This is a genomic window from Vibrio sp. 10N.261.51.C6, assembly GCF_041471785.1.
GTDB lineage: Bacteria > Pseudomonadota > Gammaproteobacteria > Enterobacterales > Vibrionaceae > Vibrio > Vibrio crassostreae_C.
In genome coordinates, this window is the sequence record NZ_JBFRPB010000038.1 from 35734 (window position 1) to 59090 (window position 23357).

The 23357-nt window shown below is 43.7% G+C and carries 25 protein-coding genes; 14 read left to right on the top strand and 11 right to left on the bottom strand.

Going from position 1 to position 23357, the window contains the following annotated elements; genetic code table 11:
* Positions 1–58 precede the first annotated feature (58 nt).
* The 3 genes from AB4375_RS10525 (at position 59) to AB4375_RS10535 (ending at position 1943) form a co-directional block, all read left to right on the top strand.
* Positions 59–970 (top strand): transcriptional regulator, encoded by a 912-nt coding sequence (locus AB4375_RS10525; RefSeq protein WP_017063403.1) that lies wholly within the window; start codon positions 59–61, stop codon positions 968–970.
* Between the two features lies 1 nt (position 971).
* Positions 972–1487 (top strand): regulatory protein ToxS, encoded by a 516-nt coding sequence (locus AB4375_RS10530; protein WP_017068993.1) that lies wholly within the window; start codon positions 972–974, stop codon positions 1485–1487.
* Between the two features lie 135 nt (positions 1488–1622).
* The gene (locus tag AB4375_RS10535; RefSeq protein WP_017062204.1) at positions 1623–1943 is read left to right on the top strand and encodes a SelT/SelW/SelH family protein; all 321 of its coding nucleotides are present in this window, start codon (positions 1623–1625) and stop codon (positions 1941–1943) included.
* A 24-nt stretch (positions 1944–1967) separates the two neighbouring features.
* On the opposite strand, the gene yfcE is transcribed toward AB4375_RS10535, so the two are convergent.
* The 5 genes from yfcE to AB4375_RS10560 are packed head-to-tail and all read right to left on the bottom strand — an operon-like array spanning position 1968 to position 4830.
* On the bottom strand, positions 1968–2513 hold the full coding sequence (gene yfcE / locus AB4375_RS10540) for a phosphodiesterase (RefSeq protein ID WP_017068995.1): 546 nt from the start codon (positions 2511–2513) through the stop codon (positions 1968–1970).
* A 47-nt stretch (positions 2514–2560) separates the two neighbouring features.
* Entirely contained in the window at positions 2561–2968 is a 408-nt protein-coding gene (locus tag AB4375_RS10545; protein ID WP_017062206.1) for a CBS domain-containing protein, read from the bottom strand.
* Positions 2965–3315, bottom strand: coding sequence for a P-II family nitrogen regulator (locus AB4375_RS10550; RefSeq protein WP_017062207.1), 351 nt, complete (start codon positions 3313–3315; stop codon positions 2965–2967). The genes AB4375_RS10545 and AB4375_RS10550 overlap by 4 nt, the downstream gene beginning before the upstream one ends.
* Positions 3305–4099, bottom strand: a complete 795-nt coding sequence (locus tag AB4375_RS10555; RefSeq protein ID WP_017066002.1) for a DUF1538 domain-containing protein — start codon at positions 4097–4099, stop codon at positions 3305–3307. Before AB4375_RS10555 ends, AB4375_RS10550 begins: the two co-directional genes overlap by 11 nt.
* Entirely contained in the window at positions 4096–4830 is a 735-nt protein-coding gene (locus AB4375_RS10560) for a DUF1538 domain-containing protein (protein WP_017068997.1), read from the bottom strand. The genes AB4375_RS10555 and AB4375_RS10560 overlap by 4 nt, the downstream gene beginning before the upstream one ends.
* 289 nt (positions 4831–5119) lie before the next feature.
* Between AB4375_RS10560 and AB4375_RS10565 the strand changes: the two genes are divergently transcribed.
* The 6 genes from AB4375_RS10565 (at position 5120) to AB4375_RS10590 (ending at position 10235) form a co-directional block, all read left to right on the top strand.
* On the top strand, positions 5120–6034 hold the full coding sequence (locus AB4375_RS10565) for a TIGR01777 family oxidoreductase (RefSeq protein WP_372051544.1): 915 nt from the start codon (positions 5120–5122) through the stop codon (positions 6032–6034).
* A gap of 43 nt (positions 6035–6077) precedes the next feature.
* Positions 6078–6905, top strand: a complete 828-nt coding sequence (locus AB4375_RS10570) for an SDR family oxidoreductase (RefSeq protein ID WP_372051546.1) — start codon at positions 6078–6080, stop codon at positions 6903–6905.
* A gap of 396 nt (positions 6906–7301) precedes the next feature.
* Positions 7302–8156 (top strand): co-chaperone YbbN, encoded by an 855-nt coding sequence (locus tag AB4375_RS10575; protein ID WP_017061924.1) that lies wholly within the window; start codon positions 7302–7304, stop codon positions 8154–8156.
* 197 nt (positions 8157–8353) lie between these two features.
* Positions 8354–9283 (top strand): SPFH domain-containing protein, encoded by a 930-nt coding sequence (locus AB4375_RS10580; RefSeq protein ID WP_017063395.1) that lies wholly within the window; start codon positions 8354–8356, stop codon positions 9281–9283.
* Between the two features lie 3 nt (positions 9284–9286).
* Positions 9287–9736: an NfeD family protein gene (locus AB4375_RS10585; protein WP_017061926.1), complete on the top strand. Its 450-nt coding sequence runs from the start codon at positions 9287–9289 to the stop codon at positions 9734–9736.
* Positions 9737–10055: 319 nt separating this feature from the next.
* Entirely contained in the window at positions 10056–10235 is a 180-nt protein-coding gene (locus tag AB4375_RS10590; protein WP_017061927.1) for a hypothetical protein, read from the top strand.
* A 76-nt stretch (positions 10236–10311) separates the two neighbouring features.
* Here AB4375_RS10590 and cueR read toward each other — a convergent pair whose 3' ends face one another.
* From cueR to zipA, 5 genes are all read right to left on the bottom strand, one after another.
* Complete coding sequence (cueR, locus tag AB4375_RS10595) at positions 10312–10704, bottom strand: Cu(I)-responsive transcriptional regulator (protein ID WP_017061928.1); 393 nt, start codon at positions 10702–10704, stop codon at positions 10312–10314.
* Positions 10705–10797: 93 nt separating this feature from the next.
* Complete coding sequence (locus tag AB4375_RS10600; protein ID WP_017068999.1) at positions 10798–11604, bottom strand: DUF2057 family protein; 807 nt, start codon at positions 11602–11604, stop codon at positions 10798–10800.
* Positions 11605–11702: 98 nt separating this feature from the next.
* Positions 11703–12803, bottom strand: a complete 1101-nt coding sequence (locus tag AB4375_RS10605) for a porin (RefSeq protein ID WP_017069000.1) — start codon at positions 12801–12803, stop codon at positions 11703–11705.
* A gap of 525 nt (positions 12804–13328) precedes the next feature.
* Positions 13329–15341: an NAD-dependent DNA ligase LigA gene (gene ligA / locus AB4375_RS10610; protein WP_372051549.1), complete on the bottom strand. Its 2013-nt coding sequence runs from the start codon at positions 15339–15341 to the stop codon at positions 13329–13331.
* Between the two features lie 92 nt (positions 15342–15433).
* Positions 15434–16477, bottom strand: coding sequence for a cell division protein ZipA (gene zipA, locus AB4375_RS10615; protein WP_017061932.1), 1044 nt, complete (start codon positions 16475–16477; stop codon positions 15434–15436).
* A 229-nt stretch (positions 16478–16706) separates the two neighbouring features.
* Here zipA and cysZ point away from each other — a divergent pair, with 229 nt between their 5' ends.
* From cysZ to crr, 5 genes are all read left to right on the top strand, one after another.
* A complete protein-coding gene (gene cysZ, locus AB4375_RS10620; protein WP_029235129.1) occupies positions 16707–17465 on the top strand; it encodes a sulfate transporter CysZ in 759 nt (252 codons plus the stop codon).
* Positions 17466–17702: 237 nt separating this feature from the next.
* Positions 17703–18671 (top strand): cysteine synthase A, encoded by a 969-nt coding sequence (cysK, locus tag AB4375_RS10625; protein ID WP_017061934.1) that lies wholly within the window; start codon positions 17703–17705, stop codon positions 18669–18671.
* A 302-nt stretch (positions 18672–18973) separates the two neighbouring features.
* Positions 18974–19231: an HPr family phosphocarrier protein gene (locus AB4375_RS10630; RefSeq protein ID WP_004734263.1), complete on the top strand. Its 258-nt coding sequence runs from the start codon at positions 18974–18976 to the stop codon at positions 19229–19231.
* A 136-nt stretch (positions 19232–19367) separates the two neighbouring features.
* On the top strand, positions 19368–21092 hold the full coding sequence (gene ptsI, locus AB4375_RS10635) for a phosphoenolpyruvate-protein phosphotransferase PtsI (RefSeq protein WP_017063391.1): 1725 nt from the start codon (positions 19368–19370) through the stop codon (positions 21090–21092).
* A 106-nt stretch (positions 21093–21198) separates the two neighbouring features.
* Positions 21199–21708, top strand: a complete 510-nt coding sequence (crr, locus tag AB4375_RS10640) for a PTS glucose transporter subunit IIA (protein WP_004737851.1) — start codon at positions 21199–21201, stop codon at positions 21706–21708.
* Between the two features lie 485 nt (positions 21709–22193).
* Here the strand turns inward: crr and AB4375_RS10645 are convergent, their stop codons facing one another.
* Entirely contained in the window at positions 22194–23327 is a 1134-nt protein-coding gene (locus AB4375_RS10645; protein WP_372051550.1) for a flagellin, read from the bottom strand.
* Positions 23328–23357: the final 30 nt, after the last annotated feature.

Consider the following 23357-nt stretch of genomic DNA (forward strand, 5'->3'; position numbering starts at 1 on the left):
ACTTCACCTGAGATTTGTCTATTTCGCCCCCCAAAACAATCCAAAATAGAAGAATTCAATGAGTAATATCGGCACAAAGTTTATTCTCGCACAACGGTTCGTATTCGACCCAAACAGCAATTCACTTGTCGATCAAATGAGCGACGGTGAAGTCGTACGTCTTGGTAGCAATGAAAGCCGCATTCTCTTGATGCTGTCAGAAAGGCCGAATGAAGTTATCACTCGTAATGAATTGCATGAGTATGTTTGGCGAGACCAAGGCTTTGAGGTGGATGACTCAAGCTTAACGCAAGCCGTATCGACTCTGAGAAAGATGCTCAAAGACTCGACTAAATCTCCTGAATTCGTAAAGACAGTACCGAAGCGCGGTTACCAATTTATTGCGACCGTTGAGCGCTCTGCGCCACTGTCATCAAATGATCAGCCAGTAGCCGCTGAAATTGCAGAAAATGACGTTGAACCTATCCTAACGTTTGCAACGCCTGCAGCGACTGAACAAGCAATCACTGACACATTTGAACCTGAGCCAATTACAAAAGTTCAACAAACTAAAGTGGCAGTAGAACCAGCAACCGCTCCTGTTGTAGCTCCGGCTAAAAGCACCAATAAATGGTTAACATTTTGGTTACTGCTTGCCGCTTTCATCATGCCGATTCTCGTTTTAACGTTTACTACCCCGGTGGAGTCCGAGTTCACGGTTTTGACTGAAGTGGATGGTGTAAAGGTTCAATCACCGGTTAACCACCCAGACCTCAGCAGTTGGCTGCCAGCAATAGAAAAGTGTGTATTAAGTTACAACACGAGTCACACTGGTGTGTTAAAGCCGGCTGAAGTGATCGCTACAGGAGGACAAACCAATAACCTTGCCCTCAATTACATTCACCCGCAAGATTACTCGAGCGAAAATGTAACCCTAAGAATTTACGCAAACCAGTCGGATGTAAACGACATTTGTAACGGTGGTAAGTAACATGAAATTAAAAGTATCGATTATCTTACTGGTTCTATCGGCATTTTTGAGTGGTTGGCTATATTGGAGCAGCAATGCAAAAGTAGAGCGCTTGCTCACTCAGCATGAATGGCAGTCGAGAATGGTGACGCTGATTAGCGATAACAAGCAAGCTGACTCAATAGGCCCACTTCGTAGAGTTGAACTATCATCGAATGCGAAATACCTACCAAATGGTACATATTTAAGAATGTCAGTGGTTAGACTGTACAGCACTCAAACTGCGCCTGCGAATGTCATCAACATCTCTGAAACGGGTCAGTGGGATATTAACGATAACTACTTACTGATTTCGCCAACGGAGTTTAAAGATGTGACCTCGGCTGAGCGCCAAGACTTTTCAGAAGAACAGCTAGAGCTGATCACTCAAGTCATTAAGATGGACGCAGAGCAAAGCCGCCGCATAGATATTGTTAACCCGAAGGCACTGCTACTGACTAGCTTAAATCATGGTTCTACCGTATTGTTTTCAAACTAAGATTGGATCGCTATTTACTGTTTATGAATAGCTGAATACCATGAAACGGTAAACCAATAGAAAAAAGGGGCATGAAGCCCCTTTTTTGTTAGCCGTTGGTATCAAATTACGGATGTAGCATTTTAAGGATTAACCATGAAAACGGAACAACCTAATCTGGCGCCAGCGAAAGAGACAGCAACAAAAGCCACAATCGCGATACACTATTGCCGTCAATGCAATTGGATGCTTCGCTCTAGTTGGTTATGCCAAGAGCTACTGCATACCTTCAGCGAAGAAATTGAACAAGTGAGCTTACACCCAGACACAGGAGGCAGGTTCGAAATCTTTTGTAATGGTGTGCAGATTTGGGAAAGAAAAGCAGATGACGGTTTTCCAGAGGCGAAAGTTCTGAAGCAAAGAGTACGAAACATCATTGCTCCAGACAGAGATCTCGGCCACGTGGACTCAAAATAAGCCTTTCACAGCCGATCCAATGATTTAAAGCTGACCACTCACGAGAACATCACCTTCAAGGCTAATGACTTTGAAGGTATTGTTTTCATAGATGCCATAGCTTGCCGCGTGTCCCTCTCGTGGGAATGTCACCGAGCTAGGGTTAAAGATAAAGATGTCATCTTGGTATTCGGCGACAGGAATATGGGTATGACCGTGTGCAATGATATCGCCCGCCTTCAACGCAGGGCGTTTATTGGTGTTGTACAAATGGCCATGCGTTAGGAAGATACGCTGGCCTGATTCTAATAGCACCCACGAGTAATCCATCATCATTGGAAAAGACAACAACATCTGATCCACTTCGCTATCGCAGTTACCACGAACGGCAATGATCTCTTGAGAAAACGCATTCAACTTATCTGCAACCGCCGGCGGGTTGTATCCTTCTGGAATCGGATTTCTTGGTCCATGATTCAGAATGTCACCCAATAGAACTAAATATTGCGCACCAGATGCTTGGTAGAGTTCTAATACCTTTTCTGTTGCTGGCAGCGAACCGTGTAGGTCTGAAGCAAAAAATAATTTCACACGTACTTCTCCATAAAATTTATGAGCCTATTGTACGTATCTAAATGCTACACGTCATCTCTCGCCATACCATTGATCACGATATTATTGTAACTAACCATACCGACTATCTTGTTATCACGAACTACTGGCGCACGACTGATACCAAAGCGTTCAAACAGGCGAGCGCAATACTTTACGTTCATCTCAGCAGACACGCTTAGCGCTGGCTTGGTCATGATCTCATAAACATTGGTTCGCTTTGGAGATCGGTTCTTAGCCAGTACTTTCTTGGCAATGTCATTCATCAATACGATGCCGTATTCGTCATCTTCGTGGCGTTTATCGACAATGATTGCCTTCACTTTGTGCTTTTTAGCCATCTCTATCGCTTCTAACACCGTGGTTAGCCCATCGATAATCACATACGTATTGGCCATGACATCGCCTACTCGGATCTTTTCACTGGTACTCATAGCTCATCCTCCACAACCTTTGTTAACGTCTCGACTTGATGCGCAACCCCGACTGCGTCTTCGATATCGATCTGCACCGCTATACCTTGTCCTGACTCCTGGTCAAACTCACCGACTTCGCCAATAGTTTCAAGAATATGCCTCGCTAAGTGTTCCTCAACCACAAACAGCAACACATCTTTTTGTACCTCTAGCGTTAGGCCAAAGAAGGTGGTTTTTTGGTTTAAGCCTTGCCCTCTGGCGTTGTTAATCACCGTTGCTCCAGTCGCGCCCGCATCACGCGCGGCATCGAGCACAGTGTCGGTCTTGCTCTCTTCTACAAACGCTAAGATAAGTTTAAAGCGCATCTTTGCTCTCCTTAGAGGTGTGTAAACGGTTTAACCATTGTGTTATTTGGGCATAGCCCATCACTGAAATGATGGGAAATAAGCTGGCAAAGGCGATCAATCCAAAGCCATCAATGACAGGATTTCTTCCTGGTACGGTTGAAGCAAGTCCAAGCCCGAGTGCCGTCACTAAAGGGACTGTCACCGTTGATGTAGTGACGCCACCCGAATCGTAGGCTAATGGGATAATGAGTTTTGGGGCGTAAAAGGTTTGAATGACCACGACGACATAACCAAAAATGATGTAGTAATGGATCGGGTCACCCGCAACGATACGGTAGCTGCCCAGAGAGATACCGATAGCAACGCCCAATGCCACGGCGATCCTCAGCCCATTGACGCTGATACTGCCACCGGAAACTTGGTTCGCCTTAATCGCTACAGCTATCAAAGAAGGCTCGGCTATCGTGGTGCTGAAACCAATACAAAACGCAAACAGGTAAACCCAGTAATAATCAAACCAAACCAAAGCAAGACCAGAACTGATCTTAAACTCAGTCAAAAAGCTTGGCTCGGTGAGTTGCATTGCCATCGTCTCCCCTAGAGGGAATAACGCGAGCTCCAATCCCATCAAAAAGAGTGATAAGCCAAGAATGACGTAGAAGAAACCGATCAGCACTTTGGCTAGGTTATTGACTGGCTTTCGTAATACCGCCAACTGAAAACCGAAGATGATGATCGCAATCGGGATCACATCCATCACAGTGCCGAGAAAGGTGTCGATAAATTGTTGAACACTGATCATGTCACCACCATCCCGTACACCATGACAAACATCATCGGCAGCAACGAAGCAAACGCGATCAACCCAAAACCATCTATCATCGGATTACGCCCTTTAATTGCCGAGGCTAAACCCACCCCTAACGCAGTTACTAATGGGACGGTGATCGTCGATGTCGTTACTCCACCAGAGTCATACGCAATTCCAATGATGCTTTCCGGAGCAAATGCAGTGAGCACGACCACTCCAATATATCCACCGATGATCATGTACTGGATTGGCCAACCTTTTAAGATTCTCAGCACACCGAGTAAAATAGCGATACCGACTGACAGTGCCACAGTAAAGCGCAGGCCATTGGCATACTGCTCCATTTCATCTAACGTATTGGGGATTACACCTCCCTCAGCTGCCACTTCTGCGGCTTCGGCAGCGACTGCGGTTAACGCTGGCTCGGCTATGGTGGTACCAAAACCCAAACAAAAAGCGAAGATCAATAACCAGAACACACTCCCCTTTCTGGCAAATGCTTGAGCCATCGATTCGCCAATTGGAAACAACCCCATTTCAAGGCCAAAGATAAAGAAAGTGAGTCCAAAAACGACGAGCACTAAGCCAGTCAGAATAGATAAAAGATGAGGAAGTGGCTCTTGTAAGACAGCAAGCTGGAAGAAAGCGATTACCGCCACGATTGGCAATAGATCCCTCAGGCTACCTAACATGGATCGAAACAAAGCAAGCACCGCCGTCATCGCAATTCCTTGTCGCTGGTTATGAATTAATAATAATCATGGCAAATCCTTATCATTGCTTATGTGACAAATATTACGCAGTTGGTAACATATCCAAGTAAAGTGCATAAGTGTGATAACGGTACACATCCTGACTTGATGAATTTAATTTCACTCCTTTGTAAATTGAAAAAGGCGTAATTTGGGCATCACACGATTGAAACCTTATGATCGTTATAGTGATTTTTTCGTATTGATTGGCGACTAAAAACAAGCCATGTCTATAATTATGTTTAATAGGGAGATTGGTATGAAGATATTGTTAACGGGTGGTACTGGATTTATTGGCTCTGAATTGGTCAAGAGTTGGAACACTGACGACGTGACATTGCTGACGCGGAGTCCTGAAAATGCCAAGCAAAACCTAAATCACCTCAACCAGAACAACCTTCATTACATTCGATCCCTTGATGAGCTCAGTGATCTCAATGACTTTGATGTGGTGGTCAACCTCGCGGGTGAACCGATTGCCGATAAGCGTTGGAGTACAGAGCAAAAAGAGAGGATCTGTAACAGTCGCTGGCACATCACTGAAAAGCTGGTCGAACTAATTCATGCCAGTAGCAACCCGCCACACGCTTTTATTAGCGGTTCAGCCGTCGGCTACTATGGCGATCAACAGCAGCACCCGTTTGACGAGTCACTGCAAGTAGAAGATGAAAGCTTTCCTCATAAAGTCTGTGCCCACTGGGAAGAGATAGCCAAGCGAGCACAATCAGAAAGCACACGCGTGATACTACTGCGAACAGGGGTTGTACTTGGCGAGAATGGCGGCGCACTCAAGAAGATGCTATTGCCTTATAAACTCGGCGTCGGTGGTCCAATAGGTTCAGGTGAGCAGTACATGCCATGGATTCACATTCTCGATATGGTGAGAGCCATCAATCACTTGTTGTCTATCCCTCACGCTCAAGGGGAATTCAATATGTGTGCCCCTCACCCTGTGACCAACAAACTGTTCAGCAGCACGTTAGCGAAACAATTAGGCCGACCGCATTTCTTATTCACGCCGAAATGGGCAATGTCGATTCTCATGGGGGAATCATCTTGTTTGCTATTTGACAGCATTCGCTCCAAGCCGAAGAAACTCACTGAGATGGGATTCATCTTTAGTTACTCAAGAATCGAGCCAGCACTAAAAAACTTGTTACAACATCAAGACTAATTCTTTACCCTAGAGCGATAGAGACTCTAATAAAGGATTAAGTGTGAACAAGTCGATTCTGATTACCGGTTGCTCAACAGGTATTGGCTATACATGTGCTCATGCACTTCAAAAGCGTGGTTTTCATGTCATTGCATCTTGTCGTGATCCACAAGATGTTCAACGCCTTCAAGATGAAGGCCTCACCTGTATTCAATTAGATCTTTCCAACCAAGAAAGTATTGAGCATGGCGCCAAGCTTGCTATTGATCTCGCACCTAATGGATTGTATGGATTATTCAATAACGGTGCTTACGGTCAAGCAGGGGCACTAGAAGACTTACCGACCCAAGGACTCAGAGAACAATTCGAAACCAACTTCTTTGGTTGGCATCATCTCGTCTGTCAGATCCTTCCGCACATGCGCGAGCGTGGCGAAGGTCGAATCGTACAAAACAGTTCCGTATTAGGTTTTGCAGCCATGAAGTATCGTGGTGCTTATAATGCTTCTAAATTCGCGATTGAGGGTTGGACAGATACCTTACGATTAGAACTGCATGGCAGCGGTATACAGATCTCATTACTGCAACCAGGGCCAATTGAGACTCAATTTAGAACCAATGCCTTGAAAGCGTTCAATAAATGGATCAACATTTCTGGCAGCGCCCACCAAGACGCTTACCAACAACAAAAAGATCGACTCGAAAAAGAATCATCGAATAACGCTTTTGTCCTGCTTCCAGAAAGTTGTATTGAGCCGGTATTCCATGCTCTCACCGCCGACAAACCCAAGCTAAGATACCGAGTTACGACCCCGACTAAAGTGTTCGCGGTATTGAAAAGGATTCTACCGAGTCGCTTGCTAGACCCTATTTTGAGAAAAGCTGCATAAATTACTAACTTTGAATGCAGAGTCGCAAACTTTAATGTAACGATGTAATTTTTCCGTAACAATAAGATGTCATGATTATCCTATCCCATCAGTTATTCCCAATTGATGGTTCTACTCTGGAAATCTCATGACTTTAAACCGCCTTAATTGGGTAGGTGTGGGTCTGGCGATTACGTTGTTTATTCTGTTTTGAGTATCTCACGCAACGCCTCACTGACTACCTCGATGATAACGCTATGCCTTCCATGTTGAGATAACAATTATATCAACATCGAAGCATAGCGTTTTCCTATTTTTGGTTCTTTTTATCCGAGATAACCGAGTTAGATCTTGAAGTTACCGACTAATCCCCCCATATTTGCAACGTATCCACAAAACAAACCTCAAGGAACGTAAATGCAATCTCCGCATATTGTTGAACTTAATGAGCAGAACTTTCGTCAAGTATTAGAAGGTTCGATGCAGACCCCTGTACTCATCCATTTTTGGGCACCAATGAGCCAAGAGAGCGCCCAAGTCATTCCTGAACTGCAAACTTTAACTCAGCAATACAACGGTGCCTTCACCTTAGCCCTGCTCAATTGCGAACAAGAGCAAGCTATTGCTAGCCAGTTTGGTGTTCAAGCACTGCCCACTATTGCACTGTTTGTTAATGGTCAGCCAGTCGATGGGCTCGGTGGCCCTCAAAGCATAGAAGCTATTGTCGATATGCTCAGCAAACACCTTCCTAGCCAAGATGAACTTGCTTTGCGTCAGGCTCTTGAGCAAATGCAAGCTGGCGAGCACACACAGGCACTAGCAGCAATGCAGCAACTTCCAGCAGAGCTGACGAATAAAGGTGAAGTAAAACTGGCGATCGCAGAGTGTTTGTTAGAAACACAACAATTTGACCTTGCTGAAACTCAGCTAGCAACTATCCCTCTTGAGTACCAAGACAACTACTACAAAGGCTTAGTTGCAAAGCTTGAACTTCATAAACAAGCAGCAGACAGCCCTGAAATACAAGCATTAGAAGCCGCTCTTCAGCAAAATCCGAGCGACGCTAAAACAGCATCTGAATTAGCATTGCAATATCACCAAGTGAACCGCAGTGAAGAAGCTATGGATCTATTATGGTCTTTCCTAGCCAAAGATCTTAATGCTCTCGATGGTGACATGAAGAAAGAGTTCATGGACATCTTGAGTGCGCTTGGACAAGGTAACCCAGTTGCCAGTAAGTACCGTCGACAACTGTACTCTCTGCTTTACTAGTAAAACCTAAAAAGCCGTAGATTAAACATCGAAAATTGACAATTCAATCAATTAGTTTATCGCATAATAGAATGTAAAATGGGCCATAAAATCAATGCTTTATGGCCCATTTCTCGTTTATAAATTTGCTCAGAATTTAAATATGAGCCAGTATCAATACTGAACTATCAAAAACTCAAACTTGCAAAGGATTTTGTATGCCTATTGATACCTTGATTACTATCGGCGTCTTTACTGCCGTCGCACTGTTATTTATCTTCGCTGGCGTAAAAACCGTTCCACAAGGCAACAACTGGACCGTTGAACGCTTCGGGCGATACACACACACCCTTAAACCGGGTCTTAACTTAATCATTCCATTTATTGATAAAGTTGGACAGCGCATCAGCATGATGGAGCGTGTTCTCGACATCCCAGCACAAGAAGTCATCTCCAAAGATAATGCAAATGTGGTTATCGATGCGGTTTGTTTTGTTCAAGTTATCGACGCGCCTAAGGCAGCTTATGAAGTGAATGACCTTGAACATGCGATCCGTAACTTAACCCTCACCAATATCCGTACTGTGCTTGGCTCGATGGAACTGGATGAGATGCTGAGTCAGCGTGACATGATCAATACCAAGCTACTGAACATCGTTGATGAAGCGACAAACCCTTGGGGCGTAAAAGTCACCCGTATCGAAATTAAAGACGTACAGCCACCAGCAGACCTTACTGCTGCGATGAATGCCCAGATGAAAGCCGAGCGTAATAAACGTGCTGATATCTTAGAAGCAGAAGGTGTACGACAAGCTGAGATCTTGAAAGCAGAAGGCCACAAGCAATCAGAGATCCTGAAAGCAGAAGGTGAGAAGCAAGCGGCAATATTGCAAGCAGAAGCCCGTGAGCGTGCCGCAGAAGCAGAAGCTAAAGCGACAGAAATGGTATCAACGGCAATTGCTCAAGGTGACATGCAAGCGGTCAATTACTTCATTGCACAAGGTTACACCGACGCATTGAAATCTATAGGCCAAGCTGAAAACGGCAAGATCATCATGCTACCACTCGAAGCAACTGGCCTTATGGGTTCTGTAGCGGGTATCGCGGAGATGTTTGCACATAAGAATGACAAAGGTAGTAAGGACTAACTTATGGTCGAATTACTAGAACAAGTAAACCACTGGCATTGGTTAGCGTTTGGTCTAGCATTGTTAGCGCTTGAGCTAATTGGAACCGCTGGTTACTTTTTATGGATAGGCATATCTGCCATGCTGGTCGGTGCCCTATTAGGAGCATTACCAATTGGTTGGCAGATGCAATGGCTGTCCTTTGCTAGCTTCTCTCTTATTACCACTTGGTTGTGGTGGAGAAGACAACTCTCGAATGACAAGCAATCGGATGCAGGGCGAGAGTTAAACCAAAGAGAAAAGCAATTGGTAGGTCAAACCGTTATTTTAAGTGAAGACGTAAAGAAAGGTAGCTGTCGAATTAAGTTCGGTGACTCTTCTTGGTCAGCAAAGGCCAGTCAAGATATTCCATCTGGAACCGAAATTAAGATTGTCGCTTTAGACGGAATCGTTCTAATAATAGAACCTTTATAAACAAGAGCTATATGAAGCCTGCATTTTCAATAAATGCAGGCTTTTTCTATTTTTGAACCTTAATAATATTCGAATTATCATTGCGATAGATTGAATTGAAAAAAAAATAAGTTCTTATTTCGTAAAGCTAAAAAGTTTGATTGAGCTAAAAAGGTATAAGAAAGCCAGATTTCTTACCCAATATATATATGAATAGTTAACCTTACTCTCGCTTATTTATAATCATTAAAAATGTTAAGTCCGTCCAATTTTTGAAATTTTCTTTTCCTTGTCCATACTTTCAATTATCTCAATTAGAGATAAACCTAATGGAGTTTGTATGAGACATTTTTTAATAATTCTAACGGCTATTTTCAGCTTGTCATTTGGAAGCGCTCTAGCGAGCAGTCAGTCTCCTGGTAACGGAAACATGGGGCCTATCGTTAAGTGTTCAGATGGTAACGCAGTCACTCATGTACCACTGTTGATCTGTAAACATTACGGCGGAAAGGTGCTGTGATAGGTACTGTGATAGGTGATTAAAGTCAGGCTAGTAATGAAATTGCTGCCTGACGATTATTTAGAACTGGAATAACCTAACTGCGGCCAGATAGATTATTCAAGATAGGACATTCCGTTGAAGTATCTCCAGGGCAGTCATGTACCCAAGATTGTAGCTGCACCTTCATCTTGTTTAACTCCGCAAGCTTCAACTCTATTTCATCTAACTTCTGAGTAGCCTTCTTCTTTACTTCGTAGCTTTGTCTGTTGGGATTCATTGCCAACTCAACCAGTGACTTACACTCATCGAGAGTGAAACCAACCATTTTAGCTCTCAAAACGAACTCTAACTGTTCGATATGAATCTCGCCATATTGCCTGTAACCATTTTCTGATCGGTGCGGTGGGCTCATCATGCCTTTACTTTCGTAAAAACGAATGGATTTCGCTGTTGTACCAACACGCTTCGCTACTTCACCAATATTCACAATCTTACCTGTAAGCCTAAAATGAAAAACCGCAGTACTGCTGTTATACAATACTGCGGCTGAAAAACATAGCTAGGGTGTAACGTTAGAAACTTACTCTTGTTCTAACAACCAAATCATAGTTTGAGATTTTTCTTCACTGTCTAGCTTATTGAACCAGTATGAAACCATTTCGATCTCTTTTGAGCCTTCTAGTAATGCTGGGTTAGCGTTCTTACGGTTCTTGAATGCCCAATCTGTTACTGCAGATTGCTCTTCTTTGGTTGCTTCACCATACCAGTAATTCACCATCTCTTGTGCTTGTGATGCTTTTGGCTCTTCAGCAACTACTGCTGCTACTGGAACAGCCGCGACTGGAGCAACCGCGATAGCTGTATGATTATTTGCACCGTTATAAATTGTGTCGATATACGCCTTTGGTACGATAAAAGTCGTGCTCATGACTGAGTTTTGGCCTTCAAGCGTAAATTCTAAATTCTTTTGTCTTGCTTGCTGAATATCAGCGTCACTTAATGGGAACTTAATATATTGAGTCTTAGTACAGTGCTCGCTGCAGCTTTCTCTTGGTACTTGTCTATCTTCTAATTCTATCGTTTTACCAAAAAAACTAACCGTTTCGTACTCTTTGTAACTTTGGAAGTAACTCACGTCCATAGTAATTGAAGATTCTGGGGCAGTATTTGGTGTTACTTCTTTATTGTATGTAAAGTAAAGCGACGACTTGAGAATGTCTGCGCCTACATTTGCTCTATTTTCTGCTACGTAAGATTGACCGGTTACTTTAATGTAACCACCTTTGGGCTGCACATCCGCCACTGAATCTGCAAAATTACTTTTTGAATCGAGTGAACTACAAGCTCCCAAAAATAATGATAATACAACTACACTAACTTTATTCATTATGACTAATTCCTTATGTTCACTATGGAAAAACGCTGGCAAAATAATTTACCAGCGTTTTGATTTTATTTAACTATTTTTAAGCTGATAACTTTAGCTTAGAAACCGTACTCAAGACCAACGCGAGTTACGATATCTGTATCAGCGTCACCAACAGTACGACCCGCAACACGTAGGTAAGGTACGAAACCGTTGTGAACAGCCATTAGCTGACCAGAGATAGTGTTGCTATCTGAGTTAGCTTCTTTCTTACCGTTAAGTTCAGATTCTAAGTTCGCTGCGTAACCCAGTTTAAAGCCGATTGGACCGTTCCAGTATTGACCAATAATTGAGTAAGAATCTTGTGTTTGCTTACGGATGCCGTTATCTAGCTCTTCGCCTTTATATGCTGCAGCGAAACCGAAACCTGCTGGTAGGCTAGCTTCGAAACCAACAATGTATGCGAATGTATCATCATCGTAACCAGCTACTTCAGGAGCCTGTTCTGGGTTACCGTTTTCATCAAAAGACCAATCACCACCAGACGCGGCAACGACACGAGTACCAGATTCAACCGCACCCATTAATGTTACTTTCTCGAAGCTGTACTTAGCACTTGCGCCAACAAAGTTTGCGTCACGAGTTGCTGCACCACCACCGTTGTCGTTATCGTCACGACCAACAGAAGCTGCAAAAGAGAAACCGCCAAATTTAGCTGAATCGTAACGAACTTGGTTAGATTGACGATCGTAGTGACCGTTGATGCCGCCCCAATCGAATACAGAACCTAGACCAGGGTTAGAGAATGGCCAGTCGACGATTTCGTATAGTGGAGTAAGAACACGACCCACACGCAGGTTACCCCAAGAGCCAGAAGCACCAACGAACGTATCACGGAAACCAAGCACACCGCCTGAAACGCCGCCATGACCCCAGTCTGTGCTATCTACGTAGCCAGATTCAATCTGCATTGTGATTAATACGTCATCAAACATCTCTTTATGAGCACGGAAGCCGATACGAGATTCATTCTCTACAGCGTAACCAGTACTAGAGTCGTTGTTGTCAGTTGTGTTGTAGTTAACTAGAGAGATAGCTGCAACACCGTATACGTCAACGTTGAAATCAGAGTTGATACCAACTTCTTTCGCCATTACGCCTGTCGATAAAAGTGCAACGGATGCACCTAGTAGAGTACGTTTGAAAATTTTGTTTTCCATGGAATAAAACTCCTAAAAATGGATATAGCTGTTTGAATATTCCCCGCCTAAAGTTGGCCGCCGTAGAGAGAAATACCTTTTCTTGTTTGAGAACCCTAAACTCTGAATTCTCTATTTCCTTTCTGGTTATACACATCATGTGCATCCATGGCATTAAGACTAACTTCGCCCTCAAAAAGATCAATGAGAACTTAATTTTCATCTAAAAAAATATGAGTTGGTGCAAATTTAATAGGTACTTAGTGATCCAGATCGATAAATAGAAAAATCCTCACCAAAACAAAATCAATACCAATAAATTCAACAACTTGAGGTAATTATCACTTTATAAAAATAGATATGAGTCGCATTTTTGATACAACTACAATGGTATTTCATTAATGTTGAGCAGCGTCACTGTCCTGATTTTAGAGTTCGTATAGGAACAAAATTCTCAACAATTAAAAAGCCCTCATTTTTATATCAGAAACAAAAAAGGCACTCCCTTGAAAGGAGTGCCTTTGAGCTTTTTTTATCTGTATTTACTTACGAAATAAGGGCTATTAGATCTTCTTCTGTTCTTATTTCGATACCTAAATCTTGTGCTTTAGTTAATTTAGAACCCGCAGCTTCACCGGCAAACAAGATGTCCGTTTTCTTCGATACGCTACCCGTCACTTTCGCACCTAATGCTTGTAACGCAGCTTTAGCTTCACTTCGACCTAATTGCGACAATGAGCCTGTTAACACAACCACTTTACCTTCTAACGGTAGATCTTGGTCATCCGCAACAGCTTCGATTGCAGGCCAGTTAACACCAAGCTCTAGCAACTGCTCGACGACCGCTCTGTTTTTCTCTTGTGAGAAGAAGCTGGTGATATGGCTAGCAACGATGTCACCAATATCTGACACTTCAACTAATTGTTCATGAGTAGCTGCTTGAACCAGTTCCAACGTCTTAAAGTGTTGCGCTAAGTTCATCGCTGTCGCCTCACCGACTTCACGAATACCGAGTGAATAGAGGAAACGCGCTAACGTCGTGTCTTTAGCTTTATTCAACGCACTCACGACGTTCTGTGCCGATTTAGGCCCCATTCGGTCAAGAACAGTAATCACGCCAGCACTTAGCTTAAATAAATCAGCAGGTGTTTCGACCATTTCACGGTCCACAAGCTGCTCAATAACTTTCACGCCCAGTCCATCAACGTCTAGCGCCTTTCTCGACACAAAGTGCTTAAGCGCTTCTTTACGCTGCGCCTGACAGACTAAACCGCCAGTACAACGCGCTACAGCTTCCCCCTCGACACGCTCAACCGTAGAGCTACATACAGGGCAAGCATCAGGGAAAACAATGTCTCTAGCCGTTTCAGGGCGACGATCTAGTACAACAGCCACAATTTGCGGAATAACATCACCTGCACGGCGAATAATAACGCTGTCGCCTACCTTCACGCCTAAACGCGCAATCTCATCGGCATTGTGTAAAGTGGCATTGCTGACTGTCACGCCACCAACGAAGATAGGTTCAAGTTTAGCAACCGGCGTAATAGCACCAGTACGGCCCACCTGAAATTCAACGTCATTGAGCAGTGTAATCTCTTCTTGAGCTGGAAACTTATAAGCAATTGCCCAACGTGGCGCTCTAGCAACAAAACCAAGCACTTCTTGAGCCGCGATATCGTCGACTTTGATAACAACGCCATCAATCTCGTAAGCCAGAGCATCACGACGAGTCATAATATCTTGGTAATAGGCTTTCACGTCTTCGAGAGAGCTCAGTTGCTTAGTCTCAGGGCACATAGGTAAGCCCCAACCTTTAAGCTGTAAGAAGCGTTGGTAGTGACTATTTGATAGCTCAGCGCCTTGTACAACACCGACGCTGTATGCGTAGAAAGCTAGCGGACGTTTCGCAGTAATACGAGAATCAAGCTGACGCAGGCTACCTGCAGCGGCATTACGTGGGTTAACAAAGACTTTCTCGCCTTTCTTCAACGCCATCTCATTCAACTTATCGAAACCCGCTTTTGGCATAAACACTTCGCCACGAACTTCAATACGCTGCGGCCAGCTTTCACCTTGCAACTTAAGTGGGATAGAGCTGATAGTACGCACGTTTTCAGTGATGTTTTCACCCGTCGCACCGTCACCACGTGTCGCTGCCTGAACTAAGGTACCATTCACATAGAGTAGGCTAACGGCAAGGCCATCAAGCTTAGGTTCACAACAGAAAGTCTTGAGGTTAGCGGTTGGCGCTCTATCAGACATTCGCTTATTGAACGCATCCAAATCTTCATCAGAGAAAGCATTGTCCAGAGAAAGCATTGGGATCTCATGAGTCACTTGAGTGAAACCATCGAGAGGCTGACCACCAACACGTTGGCTCGGAGAATCTACCGTCACTAGTTCCGGGTTCTCTTCTTCGATCTTTAGCAATTGCTGCATTAATCGATCGTACTCGACATCAGGGATCTCAGGGCTATCTTCTACGTAATAACGAACGGCGTGATAATGCAGAGTTTCTCTTAACTGCTCTAAGGTAACTTGAATCGATTCTTTCATATCATTCTCTATCGTGATTGAAATATCAAAAAGGGCTCCCTTAGGAGCCCTTTTCTATAAATATAGATTATTTACAAGGCTAAACAATACGGCTAGGCATTCGATGCCGTCATAAAGTCTCTGATTTGCTTGCGGTAGTCAGATAAACGGTTTGGTGTCATTAAGTTGCGTGACTCATCCAACACGTTTCCGCCCATATCGTCAGCAATTTTCTGCGCCGCACTCAGCATCACATTGAAGTTTTGATCAGCTTGACCATAACAAGGCAACGTCATAAAGAACGAAATACCTTTAGTCGTGAAGTCAGCAGGATCATCATGTTCTAGCGTTCCTGGCTGCATCATGTTTGCAACGCTGAAAATAACCTTTGGTGCATCTGTAGATTGTGCAAAGCAGTGGTAAATAGACATCTCACCATAAGTTAAACCGTTGTTCTCCATGCTGCGGAAAAGTTCAGTCCCAACGAATGGGATCTCTCCAGCACAGTGAACATTAAGAACGATCACTTCTAAACCAAGTTCTTCATCTGGTTTTGCTTCTTCAACAGTCGCACTTTGCGGAGTCACGACTTCTTTCGCAACAACGGGCTCTCTTTGAGTAAGCGTTTCGTTTGGAACGACTGGCTCATCAACTGTTTCAGAAGGCTCTTCAAACGAACCGTACTGCACTTTAAAGCCGGCATGGTTTTCTTTTTGCTCGTCAGTCAACTCAAAGCTTGGAACTTCAGGCTCAACGTCCTTCTCTTCCTCAATCACTTCAGGTTCACTTTCAACCTTAATTGGGTCTTCTACGCTGAAAGAAGGAAGATCATTTAATTCGATATCATCTTCGTAAGCTTCTTTCGCTTGTGGCGCTGTTAGCGGATCTGAGTCGATCAGCGGATCAGTATCAGAGGGTGAAACAGCAAAATCCGGCTCTTTACGTTCTTTTCGGATTATCTCAAAATCATCTTCTGGGGCGAATGAACGGTTTGGAATAGTTTCTGCTTCATCTAAGCTGTCGTTATCAAGCTTACCGAGCGGCTTATCTCCAAACTTTGCTTTCCCTTCTTTTTTACTCGTCCATAGACCATGGAACAATAATGCGGCGATAGCTAATGCGCCAACAATAATGAGTACAAATCGCAATTCCTGCATTTTTCGCTCTCAGCTTTCTTAGTCAACTAGCTATAAACACGCTGTCACTAAGTTGGGTTAATTTGGCTAATCTCACTACTCTATCAAAAGTAGCCACTGTTTTAGAACAACTTAATACAATTAGTTCCTTACATGGTGTGATTTTCACCACGCTTTTTTTCTTAATTTCGGTCGAGTACACTAGACATGTTTGCTATTTAACCAAATTCACATGTGACCTAATTTAAATATGACTATTGAATCTGTTCCCCGCTCCGGCTTTGGCTATTTTATTTTCGGAATAAAAATCGCTTTGTCGCCGAGCATTCGTAAGTTTGTACTAATGCCACTTATCGCGAACGTGTTACTCGTTGGTGGTGCCTTGTTTTATATCTTCTCCAACCTAAACACTTGGATTGAAGGTTGGATTGGTGCATTGCCAAGTTTCTTGTCGTGGTTGTCATACATTTTATGGCCATTACTTGTGTTAACCGTCTTGGCCACATTCTCGTACTTCTTTAGCACGCTCGCTAACTTCATTGCCGCACCGTTCAACGGTTTACTCGCGGAAAAAGTTGAAGAGTTGTTGAGCGGTAAAAAAGTTAATGACGATGGTTTACTTGATGTCCTCAAAGATACCCCACGTATATTAGCGAGAGAATGGCGCAAGCTTGTCTACATTCTGCCAAAAGCGATCGGTTTATTCCTACTTTTGTTAATTCCAGCACTAGGGCAAACCGTTGCTCCGTTTTTATGGTTCATTTTCACAGCATGGATGTTAGCGATTCAATACGCCGACTACCCGTTCGATAACCATAAAATCAAATTTGATGACATGAGAAACAATTTGAAACAAAAACAAGGCAAGAGCTACAGCTTTGGCGCGCTTGTTTCTGTGTTCACCACAATTCCAATTCTAAACCTGATCGTAATGCCCGTTGCCGTTTGCGGCGCGACGGCAATGTGGGTTGCTGAGTTTAAAGACCAAGCTCTGCGTTCTCGTCTATAGTTCTCGTCTCTAACCCTTTCTACACTTCCTAGTTTCGCCTATCTTTTTGAAGTTCTGATTTCAATAAAGATAGGCGTCAATTCTGCTACATATCTATATGATATAACTTTTTAATCCTTTTACCTTTTTTTCAACTTGTTTAATCTAAATTCAAGCTGAACAAACATCGAAAGACACTAGACGGTAAAGTGATTGATATACTACGTTTAGTTCTGTCATTAAATGAAGGAATATCGCATGAGCAAGATCTACGAAGACAACACCCTAACGATTGGTAACACACCTCTAGTCCGCCTTAACAAAGTAAGCAAAGGTAACGTCCTAGCTAAGATCGAAGCTCGTAACCCAAGCTTCAGTGTTAAGTGCCGTATCGGTTCTAATATGATCTGGGAAGCAGAAAAAGCAGGTACTCTGAAGCCAGGTATCGAGCTTGTTGAACCTACCAGTGGTAACACAGGTGTTGCACTTGCATTCGTAGCAGCAGCACGCGGTTACAAACTAACGCTAACTATGCCTGAATCAATGAGCCTAGAACGTCGTAAGCTGCTTAAAGCGCTTGGCGCAAACCTTGTGCTAACTGAAGCACCAAAAGGCATGAACGGCGCGATTGCTAAAGCAGAAGAGATTGTTGCTTCAGACCCAGACAAATACCTACTACTTCAACAGTTCAACAACCCTGCTAACCCACAGATTCACGAGCAGACGACTGGTCCTGAAATTTGGGAAGCAACAGACGGCGAAATCGACGTGTTTGTAGCGGGTGTTGGTACGGGCGGTACTATCACTGGTACGAGTCGTTACATTAAAGGTGAAAAAGGCAAAGCGATTACTTCAGTCGCGGTTGAGCCGGCTGAGTCTCCAGTGATTGCACAGGCACTTGCAGGTGAAGAAATCAAACCAGCTCCACACAAAATTCAAGGTATCGGTGCAGGTTTCATCCCTGGAAACCTAGATTTAGAGATTATTGACCGTGTTGAATCGGTAACTTCTGAAGAAGCGATTGAGATGGCTCAACGCCTAATGAAAGAAGAAGGTATTCTTGCAGGCATCTCATCTGGCGCGGCAGTTGTAGCAGCAAACAGAATCGCCGAACTACCTGAATTTGCAGGAAAAACTATCGTTACTGTACTACCAAGCTCTGGTGAGCGTTACCTAAGCACAGCCCTATTTGCTGGCATCTTTACGGAAAAAGAGAACCAACAATAATATGTGGTCAAATCAATTTTTCGTCCAAAAAAGCCCCGTTTAGGGGCTTTTTTGTTGATCCCTGCCCCACCTTTGGTAATATCAGGTCTGTTTTATTTTTCGCTTCAAAATAAAAGAAGCAATAAACAAATTCTGAAAGTCATGAGTACTCAGCAAAAGACGACCATGGCTGGATAAAAATTTATAACCAGTCTAAGTTCTAACACGAACATGGCGTACTAGCCTCTAGCGCATTTGGGCTAAAGCAGTTAAGCTAATCTGGTTACAAACTTACAAAAAATAAATTAATTGGGGTATATAAAATGTACGAGAAGCAAGTAGAAATCACAGCAGAAAACGGTCTTCACACTCGTCCAGCTGCACAGTTCGTTAAAGAAGCAAAATCTTTCGACGCTGACATCACAGTGACTTCTAACGGCAAAAGCGCTAGCGCGAAAAGCCTGTTCAAACTACAAACTTTAGGCCTAGTAAAAGGTACTAACGTTACTATTTCAGCTGAAGGTCCTCAAGCTCAGCAAGCAGTAGACCACCTAGTTGCTCTTATGGATCAACTACACTAATACGGTCTCCTTCTTTCAAAGCCATTTTGCATAGCAAAGTGGCTTTGTTCGAAATAGATAGGAATAAGCGCGACATTAGTCGACGACTTAAAGTCACACACTCTCCCGTTTACAGTTGAACAACTAAGGTAAGGCTATGATTTCAGGCATCCTAGCATCTCCCGGTATTGCTTTCGGTAAAGCACTACTACTTCAAGAAGATGAAATTGTCCTAAACACTCAATCTATCTCTGACGACCAAGTTGAAGCAGAAGTACAGCGTTTCTTTGACGCTCGTAACAAATCTTCTCAACAGCTTGAAGTTGTTAAGCAAAAAGCACTTGAAACTTTTGGCGAAGAAAAAGAAGCAATCTTTGAAGGCCACATCATGCTGCTTGAAGATGAAGAGCTAGAAGAAGAGATTTTAGCACTCATCAAGAAAGAAAAAATGCACGCAGACAACGCGATCCACACTGTGATCGAAGAGCAAGCTTGTGCGCTTGAATCTCTTGATGATGAGTACCTAAAAGAACGTGCAACTGATATCCGCGATATCGGTACTCGTTTCGTTAAAAATGCTCTAGGCATCAACATTGTGTCTCTATCAGACATCAGTGAAGAAGTTATCCTAGTAGCTTACGACCTAACGCCATCTGAAACTGCACAAATCAACCTAGACTACGTTCTTGGTTTCGCTTGTGACATCGGCGGTCGTACATCTCATACTTCAATCATGGCACGTTCTCTTGAGCTTCCAGCTATCGTTGGTACTAACGATATCACTAAGCAAGTTAAGAACGGCGACATGCTTGTGCTAGACGCGATGAACAACAAAATCATCATCAACCCTTCTGAAGCTGAATTAGCAGAAGCTAAGAAAATCAAAGCAGATTTTGAAGCAGAAGCGGCTGAACTAGCAAAACTAAAAGATTTGCATGCTGAAACTCTAGACGGTCACCGTGTAGAAGTTTGCGGCAACATCGGTACAGTAAAAGACTGTGACGGTATCCTGCGTAACGGCGGTGAAGGCGTTGGTCTGTACCGTACTGAATTCCTATTTATGGACCGTGACGCGCTTCCTACTGAAGAAGAGCAATACGTTGCTTACAAAGAAGTAGCAGAAGCAATGGAAGGCGAGTCAGTGATTATCCGTACTATGGATATCGGTGGCGACAAAGACCTACCATACATGGACCTTCCACAAGAGATGAACCCGTTCCTAGGCTGGCGTGCAGTACGTATCAGCTTGGATCGTCGTGAAATCCTACGTGACCAACTACGTGGCATCTTACGTGCATCTGCACACGGTAAACTACGTATCATGTTCCCAATGATCATTTCTGTTGAAGAGATCCGTGAACTGAAAAAAGCAATCGAAGAGTACAAAGTTGAACTTCGCGCTGAAGGCCTAGCTTTCGATGAAGAAATCGAAATCGGCGTAATGGTTGAGACTCCAGCAGCTGCTGCAATCGCACACCACCTAGCGAAAGAAGTATCTTTCTTCTCTATCGGTACTAACGACCTAACGCAATACACTCTTGCGGTAGACCGTGGTAACGAAATGATTTCTCACCTATACAACCCACTATCTCCTGCTGTCCTTACAGTAATCAAGCAAGTGATCGACGCATCACACGCTGAAGGTAAGTGGACTGGTATGTGTGGTGAGCTTGCTGGTGATGAGCGTGCAACGCTACTTCTACTTGGTATGGGTCTAGATGAGTTCTCTATGAGCGGTATCTCTATCCCTAAAGTTAAGAAAGTAATCCGTAACTCTAACTTCGCTGAAGTTAAAGCTATGGCTGACGAAGCACTATCTCTACCAACAGCTGCTGAAATTGAAGCTTGCGTAGAAAAGTTCATCGCTGAGAAAACTCAGTAATCGCCAATCGCTTAATAACGTTAGACGGCTAAAAATAGTCGTCTAATTTGTTAGATTGGTATAGTATATTCTACAGAATAAAACTAAACGTTAGGAGCATGACACAATGGGTCTGTTTGACAAACTGAAAAAGCTTGTATCTGATGACAGCGCTGATGCTGGTGCAATCGAAATCATCGCACCTCTTTCTGGTGAAATCGTAAACATCGAAGATGTGCCAGATGTAGTTTTCGCTGAAAAAATCGTTGGTGACGGCATCGCGATCAAACCAGCTGGCGACAAAATGGTAGCTCCAGTTAACGGTACTATCGGTAAGATCTTCGAAACTAACCACGCATTCTCTATCGAGTCTGACGACGGTGTTGAGCTTTTCGTTCACTTCGGTATCGATACTGTTGAACTTAAAGGCGAAGGCTTCACTCGTGTAGCTGAAGAAGGTCAATCTGTTAAAGCTGGTGACACTATCATCACTTTCGACCTAGCGCTTCTAGAAGAGAAAGCGAAATCTACGCTTACTCCAGTTGTTATCTCTAACATGGACGAAATCAAAGAGCTGAACAAGCTTTCTGGTTCTGTAACTGTTGGCGAAACTCCAGTTCTTAAAGTAACTAAGTAATCTCGATTACTTATCTGCTTTAATTAAAACGCTACCTAAGGGTGGCGTTTTTTGTGCCTGCTATATAGTTCTAATGCCAGATTACCAGCCGCTTTGGCCTTATACCTAACAACTACAAATCCCCTTCTTCTTTGGGCCTCTCACGAACAGAGATCCCTGACATCTCGCTCGGTTCGATTCTGGGATGACGATTAAACACTATGGTTTAAGCCTGAGTGATTGTTACTCAAACCGACCTCTTCTATACAGTTAGCTATAGAGTCACCAATACCCAACTCCCGTCATTCCCTACAGTGAGGCACGAACGTGATAGGGAATCTCGCTTTCCAATCAACTACCAACACCACAACTCCCCTCTCTTCTCCAAATTTCAGGCAATAAAAAACCCAGCCGAAGCTGGGTCTGTTTAGCGCTCATCTCTCACCACGAGCTAATTTGTGGAAGCCTAACGTCAACACTATCGGTCAACGTGGCTTTTCAATCGATTAACCTAGTAGGCTAAGTGCCGAGTTCGGTGCTTGCTTCGCTTGAGCAAGAATCGAGCTTGAAGCTTGAGAAAGGATCTGAGACTTAGTCATCTGAGTCGTTTCTTTCGCGAAGTCGGTATCTTTAATACGGCTCTTAGATGCGTTAACGTTCTCGTTAATGTTGTCTAAGTTGCTGATAGCGTGATCGAAACGGTTTTGGAAAGCACCTAGCTCAGCACGGTGACTGTCTACATACTTAAGGGCCGCATCGATTACTGCTACAGACTCTTGTGCGCCGCCAACAGATGTTACGTCGATAGTATCAACCGTTACGTCTTTAGCTGCTTGAATACCTAGCTCGCCCGCAAGACCGCCAGAGAAAGACACATCGCCGCTCACTTTGTTGTTGCCTGTGAACATTTGTAGCTTACCGTCTTCAGTTACAGACGCTTTAACAGAGTCTTGTTGACCGTTGATGTACGTTGCTAGCTCTTCGATGTCGTCACCCGCTTTTGCGCTGATGTCGATTTCTTGTGCTTGACCGAAGTTATCAGTGAACGACATTTTTAGGTCGTTAGAGCCTGCTTGAACGTTCCAATCTTTATCTTTCGCGTTCTCAGTTTGGTAGCTCTTACCACCCATCTGAGCGTTATCAGAGCGCATGTCTTTCAGTTGAAGCATTACAGCTTCACCGTTATCCGCACCGATTTGGAATGATTTAGTACCGTGAGTACCGTTAAGCAGCTTGTTACCACCAAAAGACGTCGTTTCCGCGATACGGTTCAGTTCGTCGTTCAGTGCTGTTACTTCTTCTTGAATCGCTACACGCTCAGATTTTGAGTTTGAGCCGTTTGAAGATTGTAGAGACAAATCACGCATACGTTGCAGGATGTTAGTCGTCTCGTTCATTGCACCTTCAGCAGTTTGTGCAATTGAGATACCGTCGTTCGCGTTACGTACAGCAACATCAAGGCCACGACTTTGAACGTTCAAACGGTTCGAGATTTGTAGACCCGCAGCGTCATCTTTTGCGCTGTTGATTTTTGAGCCAGAAGCTAGACGCTCCATTGATGTCTGTTGTGCGCTGTTTGCATTGTTTAGGTAACGTTGCGCTGTCATCGCTGAAACGTTTGTATTTACATTCACTGCCATGGTGACTTCTCCAATTGATTTTCCGGTATA